Raw genomic sequence first — 17233 nt, 5'->3', positions numbered from 1 at the left:
TTGTCTGTGGGAAGTGCACCAGACAAATATTCAGGACCGTTGCGTTACCGGTACCTGATAATTAGGAGGAATAAAGCATGGCAGAACAAGAATTTCAAATGACTGCAGAAGGTAAAGCAAAACTTGAAGCAGAATTAGAAGACCTAAAAGTTAATAAACGGCCTGAAATCGTTGAGCGTATCAAAATTGCCCGCGGTTTTGGTGACTTATCAGAAAATTCTGAGTATGAATCAGCTAAGGATGAACAAAGTTTACTTGAAGGCCAAATTGCGTCGATCGAAAATCAATTACATTATGCAGTTGTGGTTGACAGTAATGCAATCGCTGATGATGAAGTCGCTGTTGGTAAGACGGTTTCGTTCGTCGAAGTTGGCGATGATGAAGAAGAAAGCTATACGATCGTTGGTGCAGCCGAATCAGATCCATTTGCTGGCAAAATCAGTAACGATTCCCCAATTGCCAAAGCGTTGATCGGCAAACATACCGGTGATCAAGTGACGATCTCAACACCAGGTGGCGACATGCAGGTTAAGATCACTAAAGTGACTAAGTAGTAGATGTTTGAATAGGGCGCGATGCGGTGGTATCAACTATCACACATCGCGTTTTTTTGTTTGCTTATTTTGAGAAAAGCTGAAATTCAGTCTAAAGACTGATTGGATTTGCGACTAAAGCGAAGCGCTAAAATAATCATTTCCGTGTATACTAAGTTTATTCCAACAGATCGACATAAATGACAATAAAAATAAAAAATTCTGGTGCCAAGGTGGCGGGCTTTTTAGTACCGTTGTTCTAGTAGGTAGTATGCGCCCGGATAAGCAGAGAAAAATAATCCACCATATGTGGCGTAGGGCCATGTTTCTTGCGACAGAATTTTGCCACAAGAATGGTCACCGTCCGGAACATCAGAAATTTTTTGAAACAAAAAATAATCCACTATATGTGGCGTAGGAGGGTGCAATTTGCGACGACTTGGACCTTGGCGTATTTTCTTGATCGTTGAAGCTATTTTATTGATCACTTTGGGCTGGCAACTTTTCTCCCATGTGCCATCGCTGGTTTTTTTAGTTCTCGGCGGTTTAAGCTTGCATATTGCGATTAAAAGCAAGCAGCGGCGCTTTTTAACTAGTTTTTTTGGGTTGTTCGGTATTTTATCGATTGCAATCACGTTGTTGACTAACCCAACGATCTGGCTGATGGTGATCGTTGCAATCTTTTTTGCCCTGACGCAAGGTTATGATTGGCACGCGCAGGAAAAACATTTACGCTGGTTACCGTGGCATAAAAAAGCATTCCATGCCGTCAAGACTTGCGAACCTGAAATGCATGCCGGTGATGTGGCTCAAACTAGTTGGTTCGGTAATCAAACGATCGGTAATGATGTTTTTGAATGGAATGATATTAATCTTGTGTTAGCGGCTGGTGATACGATCGTTGATCTAGGGAATACTTTGTTACCGAAAGCTGATAATACAATCGTAATTCGTAAGGGTATCGGGCGCACGCGTATCTTAGTGCCGATCGGTACGGCGGTGATGTTAGATCACACCGCCTTGGTTGGTAGTGTGACGTTTAATAATAAACAATATAAAATGGGTAATACTGCACTGAAACTTTATAGCAAAGATTATGACGAAAATCCACGGCGGATCAAACTGCTGACCAATGTATTAATTGGTGATTTAGAGGTGATCTTTGTATGAGTAGGTGGTCACAGAGCTTTTTATTTGCGATAACAAGTTTGTTATCGTTTATTTTGCTGAATGCACTATTTTTCTCTTATTTCTATGCTGTTGATCAATCGGATTGGTTGATCACATTATTTACGGCGCAATTAATGTACATCCCCCTGTACGTTTATTTGATCGTAGGTTCGTTGCTGGTCGGTGCAGCGATCACGATGATCTTTTATTTGCTGATGCACCAACAATTACGGCGAATCGAATCCAAGTTGGCTTTATTGGGTAACGGACAGTATGAGGCGGATGTTTTTCAAACGGTCGTCCCAACGGCAAATGCGTTTGATTTGGATGCTAGTGTTGAGCGACTACGGCAAAAAATGATCAGTTTACAACAAGAAATTCAAACCTATAGTGATCGGCCACAGTTAGTGGATGGTGTTAATAAGGAAGAAATCTTGACTCAAGAGCGGCATCGTTTAGCGCGTGAATTACATGATTCAGTCAGTCAGCAGTTATTTGCAGCCATGATGATGCTTTCAGCATTAAACGAAATTGCGGGTAAACCAGAAAAAGCGGCTCAGTTGAATAAACAACTTAAATTAGTTGAAAAAATTATCAACGAAGCTCAATCTGAAATGCGGGCATTATTGTTACATTTGCGGCCGATCAGCTTGGAAGGCAAGTCGTTGCGCCAAGGTATCGTGCAACTGCTTAAGGAATTAAAAACGAAGATCCAATTGAACATGCAATGGGATATTAGTGACGTCCAGCTTTCCAGTGGCGTGGAAGATAATTTGTTTCGGATCGTTCAAGAATTGCTATCGAACACATTACGTCATTCCCAAGCCAAGTCACTTGAAGTATACTTAAAGCAAGTTGAACAGATGGTGGTCTTAAAGGTAGTCGATGATGGCGTTGGTTTTGATATGCAAAAAAGTAATAACGCCGGCAGTTACGGTTTAAATAATATTCGCGAACGGACTGCTAGTATTGGTGGCACCGCGAAGATCATCAGTTTTCCTGATCAAGGTACTAGTGTAGAAATTCGTGTTCCGTTAATTCGTGCCGAAGAAATAACGGCTCCCCAAGTGTAAATGTATTGCAAAATAGCGGTTGACCTTCAATCTGAAATAGGAAGTGGATTTTGTTGATAAAAGTATTGTTGGTAGATGATCATGAAATGGTGCGGATCGGTGTTGCCAGTTATTTAGCTGTTCAAGATGACATTGAAGTTATTGGCGAAGCAGAAAATGGCAAAGTCGGTTTTGAAAAAGCATTAGAATTGCGGCCAGATGTGATCATGATGGACTTAGTCATGGATGTGATGGATGGCATTGAATCGACTAAAAAAATAATGGCCGCTTGGCCGGAAGCGCGAATTTTGATCGTAACCAGCTTTATTGATGACGAGAAGGTTTATCCGGCAATCGAAGCAGGTGCTAAAAGCTATATTCTTAAAACGTCAACGGCTGCCGAAATTGCTGATGCCATTCGGGCAACAAACAAAGGCGAGTCTGTGCTGGAACCAGAAGTGACGACCAAAATGATGCATCGTTTGACGCAGCGACCAGAGCCTAATTTATATGAAGATCTGACGAAACGGGAAACCGAAGTACTTAAGTTAATTGCCCAAGGTAAAAGTAATCAAGAAATTGCTGATGAACTGTTTATTACCTTGAAAACCGTCAAAACCCACGTTTCGAACATTCTTTCGAAGTTACAGGTGGAGGATCGTACTCAAGCTGCAATTTATGCATTGAAACATAAAATAGCTGAATAAAGTAATTAAAAATGACCGCCAAGTGCACTAGGCCCTGTCAAGTTGACAAATGAAATAATATAAAGTTGAATCTGTTTCTAAGCGGCTTCACTCCAGTATTCATCTGGGGTGAGGCCGTTTCTTTGTGCTGAGCGATTGTGGTGATTGAAATATTCGATTCCTTCCTCAACCAGTCTCACAAGCTCTTCGCAAGTCTTTGCTAGTGGATGGCGAGCCATCCACCGTAACTTGAATTCGTTCCACCAGCGCTCCATTGGTGCATTGTCGTATGGTGTTCCTGGTCGAGACATGCTACGTGTGACGTTGTAACGACCAAGAAAGTTGTTGAAGGCACCAGAGGTGTAGGCTGATCCTCGATCAGTGTGAACCAATGGGTGGACGTCACCAGAAGCCTCAAAGGCTCGTTGGAAAACCTCGATTTCTGCTGCTGATGTTTCAGTAGCGCTCAAATTGTAGGACAACAAACGTCGGCCGTAGAGATCAAGGACGCCACTCAAGCGCACCTTATACTTATTATTTACGCCGTAAGTCAGTTCCGTCGAATCGGATAACCAGACCTGATTAGGACTGTCGACGTCGAAGTTCTGATTGAGCACATTGTCTTGAATGTGCTGTTCGTTCTCCTTATGTCGACTGTGCTTCTTGACCCGAATTTGACATGTCAAGCCAAGCTCCCGCATCACACGACGTACCATCTTGAAAGTAACGGGGAAGTCAATTAGTTCATCATGTTGAAGATTCACTAAAAGATTCCCAGCACCGATACCTTGATGATGAAAATCAAACCAGTATTGTGTCCGTTCCTTGAGCTGACAATTACGGGTTTCCCAAGCAGTTTCTTCTCGATTTAACCCTTTGTAGTAAGCCTGCCGGCTTACACCGACAACGGCCAACAGCGTAGATACTGCACCGCGCTTGCCTTGACTGACCTCATTAATTGCGAAGTAAGACAGTCGATGTTGTTTACTCACCCCCTGCGCTGGAGTTCCAGCAATTTTTTTGCGAATGCCTCCACAAGCTCTTTGTCTGCGAGCTGTGCTTTGAGCTGCCTGATTTCAAGATTGGCTTTATCGAGTTCAGTCAGTTCAGCTTGTTCTTTGTGATGGCCACGGTTGTCCACGAGTGCCTCATAGCCGCCGTGTTCGGCCTTGATCACCCATGAACGTGCTTGTTGATAAGAGACTTGGAAGTGTTCAGCGGCCTCTGTGTATGAATGCTTCAGCTTGGTGACATACTCGACAATTTCAATGCGTTCTTCCAAGGTTGTTTTACGACTCATAGTGGGAACCTGCTTTCTGGACGGCGACGCCGTCAAAGGTTTATCCCCATTATACTTGTTCACCCAGTCTACGACTTGCTGCGATCCACGAAGTCCAAACTTATTTGCAAGTTCATCAAAGGTGCCTTCACCTATAAGATATGCGTGGACTACTTTAAGTTTGAGTTCTTTCGAATAGTGTTTGTTTTTCTTAGCCTCCTTTAGACAATTAATTCCATCACGGGAGTATCGATCTCGCCAACGTTCTAGCGTCTTGTGATCAATGCCATGACGATTGGCCACCGGCCGTAGTCCAGTTTTTGATTGGGTAAGTTCCTTTAAGATTGCTAATTTTTCGAGTACCGTATGTTTAGATCTGGGCATACAAAAATCCCTCCATAGTTGTTAGATGAATTATTGTATTTCATCTGACAACCATAAAGGGATTATCGCAAAGACAATCACGTCTTGGCGGTCATTTTTAATTTTAGAACAGTCGATGTTGGGCACAGCGTTTACGGTAATAATAATACAAACCATCAATACTTAAGGTTACACCAGTGATCACGAGGCCTAGCGTTAAGTAAGGTGGCCAGTAGCTAAGACTGACGGTATGACTACCCTTAGTCAACGGAATGGCAATAAAGGTATCCAATGCACGTTTAATTTTAACTGGTTTTTGATCAATCGTTGCTCGCCAACCAGCCGCAGCAGGAATCGTCGTCATCATTACTTGATGCCTTTTCGTGATGTTGATCTGTCCACTTAAGTTAATATTTTGATTCTTAGTTAATTGCCACGGCTCGGCTTGTAGTTGGCGGATGGCTTGACTAAAGCTAGTTGTGTCAAAGTGATAAAGTTGGAAATCTTTGAGCCAGACTTCATTTTGATTCAATGTGATCGTTAATTTAATGGGCTGGCCTTTTTGGGCGGCGGCTAAATTAACGATGACCGTATCCCGGAAAGTGTCATATTGTTGCAGAGCTTTACCGTTAACGCTAAAGCTGACGGCTTTACTGTTAAGATTAGAGCCGATAGTCAGATAATACGGATCATTCGTTTGCGGCGTAAAGGTATAAGTAATCGTCGCTGCTTTCTTTTTATTGATCTTCCGGTAAGTCTGGGTCAGTGGTGCCTTGCGTTGCTTCACGTTAGCGTAAGTGACCGTTGCGAATAGCTGTGGTGTAAAAAGTGCTGCATATTGATCTGAGCCAGTTAGTGCACTTAATACATTGGCTTGATAGATCGTCGGATAACTGGTATTGGTCTGTGGTTTCAAAATTTTATTTGAAGCGGCAAATCCCAGATTCAATGCGTACGGATTTTTATAGATCGTCACTTGTTTAGTGTGGGCCACTTGATTGTAGTAACTAAGATCAGGCTTGTCAGTAAGTGGTGGTAGTAACGGATTATTGTTCCGTTCGGCAGGCTCGATCCAGTTAGCGTTGCGCGCGAGATAGTATTTGATTCCTAAGAAAGCATCGCTAAACAAAGTTCCGTTAGAATAGGCGATGAAGCCGTCACCAGCTGGCTGGCCCAGTTCACCCATGAAATTAGGAATCCGCGATTCAAAGGTCGAACTAAAATGCGACGCACTATTATAGTTAGCTTCCATCGAATCATTTTTGGTGCGCATAAAGGTCTTTTCTAGCCGGTAAAAATCGGTGGCCGAAGTACGTTGCTTTACTTTATCGACTGCTTTGACTAAAGCAGCCGTGTAGTCAGCGTAATCGGACTGTGTAACGTAACTGATTTGATTTAAGCTTAAGATTGCGTTAGCACCCATTTCGACGACCACCAAAGCCAGAAACGTAAATGGAACTAATGGCGAAGGGGCGGCTTTGAAAACCAGTAAAGCTAAAGCAATGATACTGAATAATAGACTTAAGCGGACAGCCGTTTGGTTTAAGTAATTGAAATGCTTTAAATTTGTCCAAACGTAATACAAGCCGGCACCAAATAGGAGGGTTAGAACAATGCCTGCTGGTAACCGTAGTTGTGTTAGGTGATTTAAACTAATTGCCGCCAGCCAAACTAGCCAAAAACAAACTACAAATGAAAACCGGTATGGATACCAAATTGGGAATTGCATCGCGTGCCAAAGTAAGTCAAGTGGTTCAAAGCACAGCGAAAGTCCTAGAAATAAAGTGACAAGTCCGGCAACGATCCGTTCGCGCCACGGAATTGTTTTTAAACCAAAATAAAGTAGGAACCCGCACAGTACTAGCGAACCGACAAATAAATTGGGAAAACCAGTGGGCATTTGATCGAAATTAAAGGCGCCGACGACGAGTTTAGACAACATTTTAACCGGAGCGTACTCTAGCTTCCAATTGATCTTAGTTACCGTGTACTGTGCCTTACTTTGCGTCAACGAATAAAATGTCGGTAACAATACAACGGCGGCCGCAGCGGCTCCCAGCAGCGAACCGAGTACAAATTTTCCCAAAACCTGCCCAGTCTGGCGCCAATTTTTAAAGTGGCGGGTCAGTGCCCATAAAATATAAGTGGCTAAGAATAGACAGATCATATAGCTCATGTAATAGTTAATGATCAGTGCCGCCGCCAAGATCAGACTATAACCTATATAGCTAGCGCCGGTAAATAAACGTTCGACTGCTAAAATGATCAATGGCAAGATCACGACTGCGTCCAGCCAAATCAAGTTTAGTTGGTTAGCGATCATCCAACCCATTAAGGCATAGCTAGTTGCTAAAGCTGGAATATATAAGCCACTGGCGGTTTTAGTTTTCTTCAGCAACCAAGCAAAACTCAACCCAGCGCAGCCATACTTCATTAAAGTCATTAACATGATACCAGCGGTCAACCATTTGCCTGGGGTCAGCAGTAGTAATAAATTAAAGGGGCTGAACAGATAGTAAGCCCAAACGCCAAGCATATCACCACCGATCGCCTTGCTAAAAGAATACAAGATCTGACTGGGATGATGTAGCAACGTATCACGATAGAACGCAAAAAAATCAATATATTGTTGGCCTAAGTCAACCGTTAGCAGGCTACTATGACCAAAAGGAAACATCTGGCGGGCGGCAAAATAGCCACCCATTAATAGAAAGGGAATCCAGAAACTAAGTAATAGTGGATAATGCCGTTTAATAAAGCGAATCATTCGTGTCAATCTTTCCACCTCAACAATTTCTTCTATGGTTAAAAGCATAAGTGAACCCGTTGCCGGCTGCAAGTTTTTTCGCTATTTTTAAGCGGAGTTTATAAAATTAAGCGGTGATAATTAAATGAATCTTAGTTTTTGCTCGCTTTAAAATCGGTAGGCGATATGCTAGTATTAATAAGAGTTATGCCACAGTCTGATTATAAAGCAATACATAAATAATGGTTTTTGATATTATGGAAGTGATTCATACTAATGAAGTCGTGCCTAGTTTTTTGTGATCGGTAAGCCAAAGTCACAGCGACCGTAATAGTACAACTTTTGTGCCAACAAAAGTAAGCCTTAATAGTTAAGATAGAGGAGAAATCGGCAGTGAAATTTTTGCGAAAAAAATCTAATCGACCAGCTAAAAATCAGTCGAGCATTCCGTTTCGACTGAATTTTTTGTTATTCATTGTTTTTATTTTATTTGCGGCATTGATCGCCCAATTAGGTTATTTGCAGATCCTTTATGGTTCTAAATTTGAAGCCGAGGTCGAGCGAACTGATAAAACGACGGTAACCAATACGGTACCGCGGGGGATGATCTACGATGCCAATGGGCGGGTCATGGTCGGTAATAAAGCAAATAATGCGATTAGTTACACCAAGGATGCGAATGTTTTATCAACAGATATTTATAAAATTGCCAATCGTTTAAGTGGCTTTATCAGTGTTGATGTTGATCGACTAACCCATCGGGATAAGGCGGATTATTATTTAGCTAATGCGCAGAATTTAAAACGAATCTACAATAATTTGCCCCGTAGTCAAAAGTATGATGCTAACGGCAATGAAGTTGATCAAAAGGTGTTGTATAAGCGTGAAATGGCTGCTGTCCCGGCAAAAGACCTGAAATTTACTGATAAGCAACGTCAGGCAGCGCAAATCTTTAAAACAATGAGTGGTGCTTATCAGTTATCAACGGTTTACATTAAAAACTCGGATGTAACTGAAGCTGAGGTAGCCAAGGTCAGTGAGCATTTAACTGAGTTGCCTGGGGTCAACATTGCTTCGGATTGGGAACGTTCCTACCCCAATGGCGATTCAATGCGGAGTATTTTTGGTGGCGTTTCGTCCGAGAAATCCGGTTTGCCTAGCGATATGATCAATGAGTATCTAGCCCAAGGTTATTCGCGTAATGATCGTGTCGGCACTAGTTATTTGGAAGAACAATACGAAAATATTCTTAAAGGGACCAAAGCGCAAACTCAGGTCACCATGGATGCCAATAATAAAGTGGTCAGCAGTAAAAAACTTTATGCTGGTAAAAAGGGTGGTAATTTAGTCTTAACCATCGATTCGAATTATCAGAAACAAGTTGAGGCCACCTTGAAAAGTGTATTCAGTTCGGCCAAATCGGCCGGAATGACCCAATATTCTGATGGCGCGTATGCGGTGGCGATGAATCCTAAGACGGGCGCGATTTTGGCGATGGCCGGCTTGGGCTATGATCCGAAAACTGGAGAAACGACTGATGATGCACTTGGTGTTGTTAATCAGACCTTTACCATGGGATCAGTGGTCAAAGGGGCCACAGTTCTTGGTGGGATGATGGATGGTGCGATCACACCGGCTGATAATACACTTTCGGATACACCGCTATATTTCTCTGGTGGTTTAGTGAAAAAGGCGGTTTATTCTGCTGGTACGTATAGTTCGCTAAATGCCGCTCAAGCGTTGGAAGTATCCTCTAATATTTACATGATGCGACTGGCAATGAAGGAAGGCAACGCTAAATACGAAGCCAACCAATACTTCAGCATGAACAAATCAATTTTTGCTAAGGAGCGCGGCTACTTTAATCAATTTGGTTTAGGCATTAAAACTGGGGTCGATCTTCCTGGTGAAGTCAGTGGGTATGCTGGTCCAACTACGGATATTGTTAAATCTTTGGATCTGTCTTACGGGAACTATGATCAATATACAGTCATGCAGTTAGGCCAATATGTTTCCACGATTGCCAATAATGGGTATCGAATGAAGCCGTACTTGGTTCAAGCTATTCGTAGTACCAATAGTGATGGCACTTTAGGTAATGTTGAATCAACGACCACACCAACTGTATTGAATAAGATTGGTGCAACACAAGACGAGATCAATGTAGTCAAAGAGGGCTTCTATAACGTTACACATGGTAGTATGGCTTGGGGGACTGCACATACGTTGAAGGGCTTTACACCAGCGATTGCTGGTAAAACTGGGACCGCTGAAACCTTCTATTATGATTCAGATAACCCGAATAATGCCAATCCACCATCAACATTAACGTCTAGTTTCGTGGGCTATGCACCGGCGGACGATCCACAAATTGCGGTTGCGGTGGTCTTCCCTAACATCTCTACCAATGCGGATAGCTCGCACTATAATACGCAAGTAGCTCAGGAAATGTTTAGTAATTACTTTAAGAACACTGGGCAAAAAACATCAAGTGGAACGAGTACGACAACAACCACAAGTACGACTAACTAAAATAAAGTCGCAGCCAGCGATCGAAGTTGGCTGCGACTTTATTCACTTTGTAAGAAATTGAGGTATAATTAAATGCAAATTAATCAAGCTATTTTACACATTGTTGATCCAGCAACCGCAACCGCTTATTACTCTGAGCAGGTACTAGATTTAAGTGAAGCGGGCATCAATCAGTATATTGAACAACTCTGTACCCGTTTTTTACGGCGGGATAACCAAAATGGAACATTGCCAGCAGACAACCCAATTCTGCAGTTATGTCAGCAGCTCAGTGATTTTGTTCCAGTTAGTCAGCAATTAGCGCAACGCTTCTTTAACTTTGTTCTACCACAAAGTGATATTGTAAGTGGGGACTTATTGATCGCACAATTGACGGAAAACGAGCGTGACTATGTTGCTGTTTTAAAACTAAATCAGCGGCAAGATTTCATTCACTATTTAAATTATACTGAGCAAGCGGTGGCTAATCAGATTGTACTTAATCAGGCAGTCTTGCCGGCAGTGGGTCAGGCAATTACTGAAGGGGTTATTATCGATCAAGCCAGTGGCCAATACTTTTTGGCTGATAAGGCTTACCAAATTGATGGTGAGAAGCGGCCTTATGTGGCTAGCGACTTTTTAATGGTAACGGCGGAACCAACTTTGACTTCTAGCGTCAAGCAGGTTAGACAAGCGGTTAATACGGTGGCAGAAAAGTATAATCAGGATCCGGTTGAAACCACGGCTAATTTAAAGCAAGCCGTTTATGAAAGTTTGAACGAAACTAACACACTGGACGTTGATTACGTCAGTGACCAAGTTTTTAAAGAAAATCCAGCGGCTAAACAAGAATTTGATCAGCAGGTGACGCAAGCGCAAGTACCGCGTCAAAAGGCTGATTTGACCCATAAATTTGAGGCCAAAGTCAGCAAACAAAAGTTCAAGTTAGATAACGGTATTGAATTGATCGTGCCGGTTGATATTTATCAAAACCGGGACTTAATTGAATTTGTTAATAATCCTGATGGGACGATCTCAGTTTTATTGAAAAATATTAATACGATCCAGAATAAATTTTAAGTGAAATAAAGACACCGACAATCACTGCCGGTGTCTTTATTTTGTTTTAATTATGAACGACAACTTTAGTGCCATAGGGGATATAGGTATTGATCCACTGCGCGTCAGCAATCGTTAAACGGACACAGCCGTGGGAGGCCTTGTGCCCCAACTTTTCAGCTTCAGTCACATTGTAATTACCAGCGGCATCAGTGGGGACACTATGGAAAAGATAAACCCCGTGACCCGACCAAGAGGTCCAATAATTAGCCCCTTCATTTAAGCTTTTATTAAAAAAACTTTTGCCCCGCTCTGCTTCAATGGTAAAAGTACCGTTTGGTGTTGTGTTGTTCATCCCAGTTGAAGCATACATGGTGTAAAGTACAGTATTACCGTCTTTAACGTAAACCCGTTGTTTGCCCTGAGAAACGTCCAACCAAACGTGGGGATGCTGCTTTAAATCGGGATAAGCTTTCTTTTCTGATGGGGCGCGCCAATCAATCGTTTTTTTCTGTACTGTTGCCTTTTGGGTGGTCGCTTTTTGAGTGGATTTCGGCTTAGACTTAGTGGTCGAAGTCACTTGCGGTGCCATGGTTTGCTTGGCACTAACAATATGGTGGTAACTTAACCCCAGTAAAATAACGGCTAACACGACAATGATCGCTAATTGTTGCATTTTTATGAATCGCTTCATGAATTAATCGCTCCAATAAACTAATTCTTAACTTTAGAACTATCATACCTGACTACAATAGCGAACGCAAAGATGCGGCATAAACTTAATATTTCAATTTGATTGCAAAAATAACAATTAGGCGGTACCAAAACCGTCCAATAAAATAACGCCTAGTACGATCAAAATTAAACCGACAACACCGATCATATTTAATGGTTCATGCCACAGATAGATTGAGATCAATGTAGTTAAGATCAATCCTAGGCCAGCCCAACTTGCGTAGGCTAAATTAAGGGGCACTGTTTTGATCGACAGAGATAGAAAGAAAAAACATAAGCCATAGGCGAATAAGGTTCCGATGGTTGGCAAAAGGTGGCTAAAACCTGCCGACACTTTCAATAAGTTTGTTCCAATCAATTCACCAACGATTGCGATGCCTAAATAAATATAGCCTGTCATAAATATGCCTTCTCTACTCCATATAGTGGATAATTTTGATGTTCCGAGCGCCGCCATTTTAATGACCGCAACCAGGCACAACAAAGGTATGGCATTACGCCACAGTAGTGGATGATTTTGGTGCCAACAATTTTTGCTAGAACCAACGCTCTACTTATGATACTAAATCACTTTGAATTTTGGTACAACCAATTAGCGCTAAATATTCGGCTAACCAAACAATCTAGTGGCTGAAAGAGGCAATTTCTGGTAAAATTGGATCTTACCAGCTCAAATCACGGCTATTTTGGCTGTAAAGTAAATTAACTTTACATTATTTGTCAAAAGGACTAGCCAGCGTTAGTAAAAAATGATAAACTAATACTCGTTTGAGACGAAGGTCGAAAAAAATATAAATATCAGGGAGGATTTCAATATGCGTGTCAACATTACGATGGAATGCACAGATTGTCATCATCGCAACTACTTAACTAGCAAGAATCGTCGTAACAATCCTGATCGGTTGGAATTAAATAAATATTGCCCAAACGAACGGAAAGTTACGTTACATCGCGAAACTAAGTAATACCGATTGCGCGTTTACTTAGCGTATCTGGGTAAATGTGTGCACGGCCACCATTACTCACCGAGTAGTGATCAACGTGTAAGTAAGTTCGGGCTAATCCCCGAGCTTATTTTTTTAGGAATAGTAATTAGTGTCTGTGATAGCAACATTTGTTAGTATTTTAACTGATAAACGATCATTCTATATAGGGGAGTGATTCAATGGATAAAGCGGCCCTACGACAGGCACTGATCAAACAACTTGCAACATTGCCAACTAAAACTGTGGAGGAGCAGCAATTATACCAACAATTGTTTGCGCTACCGCAGTGGCAACAGGCAAAATCAGTGGCGTTGACGATCAGTCAGGCCATTGAGGTCAACTCACAACCGTTGATTGCTGCGGCTTGGACGGCTGGTAAGAACGTGTATGTGCCTAAGGTAATGCCTCAACGGCAACTTGCTTTTTTACCTTATACAAAAACGACTCGTTTAATAAAAAGCAAGTTTGGCTTGTGTGAACCTGCTTATCAAGCTGATTTAGTGCAAACGAAATTTGATCTATTGATTGTTCCGGGCTTAGCGTTTACCGGTAAAGGGCAACGCTTAGGCTTTGGTGGTGGCTACTATGATCGTTTCTTAGCACAGCATCCACAAACCACGCTTGGTTTGGCGTTAAGTCCGCAATTTTACCCAGTGGCAGACTGGCCGGTAGAACCGTTTGATATCAGAATTGATCAAGTCATTACGGTAAGTAGGTGATAAGATGCAACGAAAATTAAGACAATGGCGCGACGAACCCTATATGATGTACTTTTTTCTAGGTTTACAGATTCTGTTATTCTTAGTAATGACCTTGTTTGGTGGTAGTCAAAATAGTAACGTATTGGTTTTCTTTGGCGCTAAGGTCAACATTTTGATTCAGCAAGGTCAGTGGTGGCGCTTGATTATGCCGATCTTTTTGCACAGTGGTTTGATGCATATCGCGGTTAATTCAGTAACCTTGTATTTTATCGGTATGCAGATTGAATCGCTATTCGGTCATTGGCGCTTTACGCTGATTTATTTATTAAGCGGAATCGTTGGCAATATTGCTAGTTTTGTGTTTAATATGGGGATCTCAGTTGGTGCCAGTACGGCGCTGTTTGGCTTATTTGGGGCTTTCTTCATGCTAGTAGAGGCCTTTCGCCAAAATACCGCGATTCGGGCAATGGGCCAGCAGTTTGCGCTGTTCATTGTATTAAATTTAGCTTTTGATCTATTTAATCCGGGAATTGACTTAGCTGGACACGTTGGTGGTCTATTAGGCGGTTTTTTAGTAGCTAATATTGTCGGTGTTCCGCGAATACGTAGTGTTTCTGTCTTGCGGCGAATCATTACTTTAATAATTTTAGTGTTAGCTAGCGGAATTTTTCTCTATATGGGTTTTACTAACTGAACTTTCACGGTATAATTGTGAGGTTATTGCGAAATGAAAACATTATATGATGTTCAACAATTGCTGAAGAAATACAATATTTACGTGTACGTCGGAAAACGGCTATGGGATATTGAATTGATGGCAATCGAATTAGATCATTTGTACGAAGCAGCCGTCGTCGATCATGACACGTACCTGCGTGCGAAAATGGTACTCGAGCACGAGCATCGAATTGAAGAACGTCATGAAAAACAAACTGGAGGCATGTGAGTCATGGATAAAAAATTGATCGGTGTCGATTTAGGCGGCACGACCACTAAATTTGCCATTCTAACTGTAGAAGGCGACATTCAGCAACGTTGGAGTATTGATACGAATGTTTTGGATGAAGGGGCACATATCATCCCTGATATCATCGAATCAATCAATCATCATATGAAGTTATATGATATGACGGCAGACCAATTTGCTGGTATCGGTATGGGTTCACCTGGTACGGTTGATCGTAAGTTAGGCACAGTTATCGGGGCTTATAACTTGAACTGGAAGACTTTACAGCAAGCTAAGAAAGAAATCGAAGCCGGTACAGGTATCGAGTTTGCTATCGATAATGATGCCAACGTTGCGGCTTTAGGTGAACGTTGGAAGGGTGCTGGCGAAAACGATGATAACGTGGCTTTCGTAACACTAGGTACTGGTGTCGGTGGCGGGATCATCGCTGATGGTCACTTGCTACACGGAACAGCCGGTTCTGCTGGTGAAATTGGTCATATTACAGTTGATCCAAAGGGTTACCTTTGTACTTGTGGCAAGCATGGCTGCTTAGAAACCGTTGCTTCAGCAACTGGTGTTGTCCGCGTAGCCCGCGATATGGCGGAAGAGTATGCTGGTACTTCACAATTGAAACAGATCTTAGATGATGGTAACGAAATTTCTTCTAAAATCACGTTTGATTTAGCTAAGCAAGGCGATCCGTTGGCTAAAATGGTCGTTGACAAAGTAGCTAAGTATTTAGGTATCGCTTTAGGTAATGTCGGCAATACTTTGAATCCAGCATTTATCGTTATCGGTGGTGGTGTTTCAGCCGCTGGTACGTTCTTGTTAGACCAAGTACAGGCTTACTTTGATGAATATACCTTCCCACAAGTTCGTGAGACAACTAAGCTTAAATTAGCTGAATTGGGTAATGTTGCTGGCGTCATTGGTGCAGCTTCGTTAGCCTTAGAGTTTGTCTAGTCGGTTCGTTTATTGGGAGGTTAGTTGGTCATGTTGAATCTGATTTTAGAAATCTTTGTTATCGTTGTATTACTCTATATAGTGGGGCAACAAGTCTATTTTATGGTGCAACGCAAAAGAGTAGGAACGGAACTGAGCGAAGAAGAATTTAACGCCGGAATGCGTAAAGCGCAGATCATTGATTTACGTGAAAGTAAGTATTTTGATTCTGGCCACATTTTAGGGGCGCGTAATTTACCTTATTCACAGTTAAAACAACGTTACAGCGAGATCCGGCCTGACCTACCTGTTTATTTGTATGATCAGGGCCGCACGCTAAGTACGCGGGCTGCCATTCAATTACACCGCAAAGGCTATCAAAAGATTTTCTGGTTGAAACGCGGCTTTCAGGAATGGAACGGCAAGACGAAGCGCAAATAGCAAGCTAAAAGGTTGGCTCAATCAAAAGATTGTGGTCAACCTTTTTTCTATGAATTGACGTTAAGTAGTTGAAGGGCGGTTTGATAGATGAAAAAGCAAAAAATTATTTTGATCGTAGGACCGACTGCAGTGGGCAAGACTGCTTTGAGCATTGAACTAGCGCATCAATTTAAGGGCGAAGTTATATCTGGTGATTCAATGCAGGTTTATCGCCAGTTGGATATTGGTACGGCTAAGATTCGACCAACTGAAATGCAGGGCGTGCCCCATCATTTATTGGATATTCAGTCAATGACCATGCCATTTACGGTGGCTGATTTTCAAAACTTGGCCGATCAAGCCATTACCGAGATTACCCAACGCGGCCATCAGCCATTTGTCGTTGGCGGGACTGGCTTTTATTTGCAGTCGCTGTTACGCGGTTATCAACTTGGGGGTGCAGCTAGTGCGGCTAGCCAAGCAATTCGTGATAAATGGCAACAAGTTGTGGCTGACAAAGGGGTTGCAGCCGTACAAGCAGCGTTAATGCAAGTAGATCCCATTAGTGCACGCAAAATTCCAGCCGGTGATAGTCGCCGTTTGATCCGCGCGTTGGAAGTATTTGAGCTGACGGGTAAGCCGATCTCAGCGCAAACCGATCAGCAAAATGAACGCTATGAGCCGTTTATTATTGGCTTAACGACGCAACGGCAACAACTTTATCGGCGAATCGATCAGCGGGTAACGCAAATGATGGCTGAAGGGTTATTGACAGAGGCTAAGTTAGTTTACAGTCAACGCCAACAAGCACCACAAGCGAGTAAAGCAATCGGCTATAAGGAATTTTTCCCATATTTTGCTGGGGAGATCGACTTAGCAACCGCTGTCGCCAAGGTACAACAGAATTCACGTCATTTTGCCAAACGACAGTTGACCTTTTTCCGTAATCAGATGGCCACGCACTGGTACGATTTAGTTGCACAGCCGGAACAGTTTGAGCAAATTAAAACAGATGTCGCTGATTTTTTGGCGCCATAGACAAAGCCGTGTTTTTGATAGGTAAGATTGTAGTGATCAAAATAGTATCGTCGATAGCACCAG

Annotated in this window: 18 protein-coding genes; 13 read left to right on the top strand and 5 right to left on the bottom strand. The window is 42.3% G+C overall.

Annotated elements, in window-relative coordinates:
• Positions 1-77: 77 nt before the first annotated feature.
• The 4 genes from greA to LC20001_RS08620 all read left to right on the top strand — a co-directional run bounded on the left by greA (position 78) and on the right by LC20001_RS08620 (position 3462).
• Positions 78-554, top strand: a complete 477-nt coding sequence (gene greA / locus LC20001_RS08635) for a transcription elongation factor GreA (protein ID WP_003680012.1) — start codon at positions 78-80, stop codon at positions 552-554.
• A gap of 408 nt (positions 555-962) precedes the next feature.
• Positions 963-1703: a cell wall-active antibiotics response protein LiaF gene (gene liaF / locus LC20001_RS08630; RefSeq protein WP_010011037.1), complete on the top strand. Its 741-nt coding sequence runs from the start codon at positions 963-965 to the stop codon at positions 1701-1703.
• Entirely contained in the window at positions 1700-2776 is a 1077-nt protein-coding gene (locus LC20001_RS08625; RefSeq protein ID WP_003680016.1) for a sensor histidine kinase, read from the top strand. The genes liaF and LC20001_RS08625 overlap by 4 nt, the downstream gene beginning before the upstream one ends.
• Positions 2777-2829: 53 nt before the next feature.
• Positions 2830-3462 (top strand): LuxR C-terminal-related transcriptional regulator, encoded by a 633-nt coding sequence (locus tag LC20001_RS08620; RefSeq protein WP_010011039.1) that lies wholly within the window; start codon positions 2830-2832, stop codon positions 3460-3462.
• 77 nt (positions 3463-3539) lie between these two features.
• Here LC20001_RS08620 and LC20001_RS08615 read toward each other — a convergent pair whose 3' ends face one another.
• The 3 genes from LC20001_RS08615 to LC20001_RS08605 all read right to left on the bottom strand — a co-directional run bounded on the left by LC20001_RS08615 (position 3540) and on the right by LC20001_RS08605 (position 7850).
• Entirely contained in the window at positions 3540-4433 is an 894-nt protein-coding gene (locus LC20001_RS08615) for an IS3 family transposase (protein ID WP_099267144.1), read from the bottom strand.
• Positions 4430-5104, bottom strand: coding sequence for a helix-turn-helix domain-containing protein (locus tag LC20001_RS08610; RefSeq protein WP_099267143.1), 675 nt, complete (start codon positions 5102-5104; stop codon positions 4430-4432). Before LC20001_RS08610 ends, LC20001_RS08615 begins: the two co-directional genes overlap by 4 nt.
• Before the next feature lie 103 nt (positions 5105-5207).
• Entirely contained in the window at positions 5208-7850 is a 2643-nt protein-coding gene (locus LC20001_RS08605; protein WP_010011040.1) for a YfhO family protein, read from the bottom strand.
• 372 nt (positions 7851-8222) lie between these two features.
• Here LC20001_RS08605 and LC20001_RS08600 point away from each other — a divergent pair, with 372 nt between their 5' ends.
• Together LC20001_RS08600 and LC20001_RS08595 are read left to right on the top strand one after the other, a co-directional pair.
• Positions 8223-10361 carry a peptidoglycan D,D-transpeptidase FtsI family protein gene (locus LC20001_RS08600; protein WP_003677324.1) on the top strand — a complete coding sequence of 713 codons (2139 nt, stop codon included), beginning with the start codon at positions 8223-8225 and terminating at the stop codon, positions 10359-10361.
• A gap of 72 nt (positions 10362-10433) precedes the next feature.
• Positions 10434-11420, top strand: a complete 987-nt coding sequence (locus LC20001_RS08595; protein WP_010011041.1) for a nucleoid-associated protein — start codon at positions 10434-10436, stop codon at positions 11418-11420.
• Positions 11421-11466: 46 nt separating this feature from the next.
• On the opposite strand, the gene LC20001_RS08590 is transcribed toward LC20001_RS08595, so the two are convergent.
• Together LC20001_RS08590 and LC20001_RS08585 are read right to left on the bottom strand one after the other, a co-directional pair.
• Positions 11467-12093, bottom strand: coding sequence for a L,D-transpeptidase (locus tag LC20001_RS08590; protein WP_010011042.1), 627 nt, complete (start codon positions 12091-12093; stop codon positions 11467-11469).
• 117 nt (positions 12094-12210) lie between these two features.
• The gene (locus tag LC20001_RS08585; protein ID WP_010011043.1) at positions 12211-12534 is read right to left on the bottom strand and encodes a DMT family transporter; all 324 of its coding nucleotides are present in this window, start codon (positions 12532-12534) and stop codon (positions 12211-12213) included.
• A gap of 415 nt (positions 12535-12949) precedes the next feature.
• On the opposite strand from LC20001_RS08585, the gene rpmG reads away from it, so the two are divergent.
• The 7 genes from rpmG to miaA all read left to right on the top strand — a co-directional run bounded on the left by rpmG (position 12950) and on the right by miaA (position 17170).
• On the top strand, positions 12950-13099 hold the full coding sequence (rpmG, locus tag LC20001_RS08580; RefSeq protein WP_010011044.1) for a 50S ribosomal protein L33: 150 nt from the start codon (positions 12950-12952) through the stop codon (positions 13097-13099).
• Between the two features lie 200 nt (positions 13100-13299).
• Entirely contained in the window at positions 13300-13839 is a 540-nt protein-coding gene (locus LC20001_RS08575; protein WP_056943307.1) for a 5-formyltetrahydrofolate cyclo-ligase, read from the top strand.
• 4 nt (positions 13840-13843) lie between these two features.
• The gene (locus LC20001_RS08570) at positions 13844-14515 is read left to right on the top strand and encodes a rhomboid family intramembrane serine protease (protein WP_003677316.1); all 672 of its coding nucleotides are present in this window, start codon (positions 13844-13846) and stop codon (positions 14513-14515) included.
• A gap of 33 nt (positions 14516-14548) precedes the next feature.
• Positions 14549-14767 carry a YqgQ family protein gene (locus LC20001_RS08565; RefSeq protein WP_010011049.1) on the top strand — a complete coding sequence of 73 codons (219 nt, stop codon included), beginning with the start codon at positions 14549-14551 and terminating at the stop codon, positions 14765-14767.
• 3 nt (positions 14768-14770) lie between these two features.
• On the top strand, positions 14771-15733 hold the full coding sequence (locus LC20001_RS08560; RefSeq protein WP_003677314.1) for an ROK family glucokinase: 963 nt from the start codon (positions 14771-14773) through the stop codon (positions 15731-15733).
• 30 nt (positions 15734-15763) lie between these two features.
• Positions 15764-16153 carry a rhodanese-like domain-containing protein gene (locus tag LC20001_RS08555; RefSeq protein ID WP_010011052.1) on the top strand — a complete coding sequence of 130 codons (390 nt, stop codon included), beginning with the start codon at positions 15764-15766 and terminating at the stop codon, positions 16151-16153.
• 87 nt (positions 16154-16240) lie between these two features.
• Positions 16241-17170, top strand: a complete 930-nt coding sequence (miaA, locus tag LC20001_RS08550; protein WP_010011053.1) for a tRNA (adenosine(37)-N6)-dimethylallyltransferase MiaA — start codon at positions 16241-16243, stop codon at positions 17168-17170.
• Positions 17171-17233: the final 63 nt, after the last annotated feature.

Origin of the sequence: Loigolactobacillus coryniformis subsp. coryniformis KCTC 3167 = DSM 20001, from assembly GCF_002706425.1 — a bacterium.
Lineage (GTDB): Bacteria > Bacillota > Bacilli > Lactobacillales > Lactobacillaceae > Loigolactobacillus > Loigolactobacillus coryniformis.
Note: the sequence above shows the minus strand (reverse complement) of the source record. Positions and strands in the feature narration are given on the sequence as shown.

Coding starts and splice junctions, on each gene's coding strand:
- miaA (WP_010011053.1), top strand. CDS start 16,241: ATGAAAAAGCAAAAAATTATTTTGATCGTAGGACCGACTGCAGTGGGC.
- greA (WP_003680012.1), top strand. CDS start 78: ATGGCAGAACAAGAATTTCAAATGACTGCAGAAGGTAAAGCAAAACTT.
- LC20001_RS08595 (WP_010011041.1), top strand. CDS start 10,434: ATGCAAATTAATCAAGCTATTTTACACATTGTTGATCCAGCAACCGCA.
- LC20001_RS08565 (WP_010011049.1), top strand. CDS start 14,549: ATGAAAACATTATATGATGTTCAACAATTGCTGAAGAAATACAATATT.
- LC20001_RS08605 (WP_010011040.1), bottom strand. CDS start 7,850: ATGATTCGCTTTATTAAACGGCATTATCCACTATTACTTAGTTTCTGG.
- LC20001_RS08560 (WP_003677314.1), top strand. CDS start 14,771: ATGGATAAAAAATTGATCGGTGTCGATTTAGGCGGCACGACCACTAAA.
- LC20001_RS08610 (WP_099267143.1), bottom strand. CDS start 5,104: ATGCCCAGATCTAAACATACGGTACTCGAAAAATTAGCAATCTTAAAG.
- LC20001_RS08585 (WP_010011043.1), bottom strand. CDS start 12,534: ATGACAGGCTATATTTATTTAGGCATCGCAATCGTTGGTGAATTGATT.
- LC20001_RS08555 (WP_010011052.1), top strand. CDS start 15,764: ATGTTGAATCTGATTTTAGAAATCTTTGTTATCGTTGTATTACTCTAT.
- LC20001_RS08625 (WP_003680016.1), top strand. CDS start 1,700: ATGAGTAGGTGGTCACAGAGCTTTTTATTTGCGATAACAAGTTTGTTA.
- LC20001_RS08575 (WP_056943307.1), top strand. CDS start 13,300: ATGGATAAAGCGGCCCTACGACAGGCACTGATCAAACAACTTGCAACA.
- LC20001_RS08570 (WP_003677316.1), top strand. CDS start 13,844: ATGCAACGAAAATTAAGACAATGGCGCGACGAACCCTATATGATGTAC.
- rpmG (WP_010011044.1), top strand. CDS start 12,950: ATGCGTGTCAACATTACGATGGAATGCACAGATTGTCATCATCGCAAC.
- LC20001_RS08590 (WP_010011042.1), bottom strand. CDS start 12,093: ATGAAGCGATTCATAAAAATGCAACAATTAGCGATCATTGTCGTGTTA.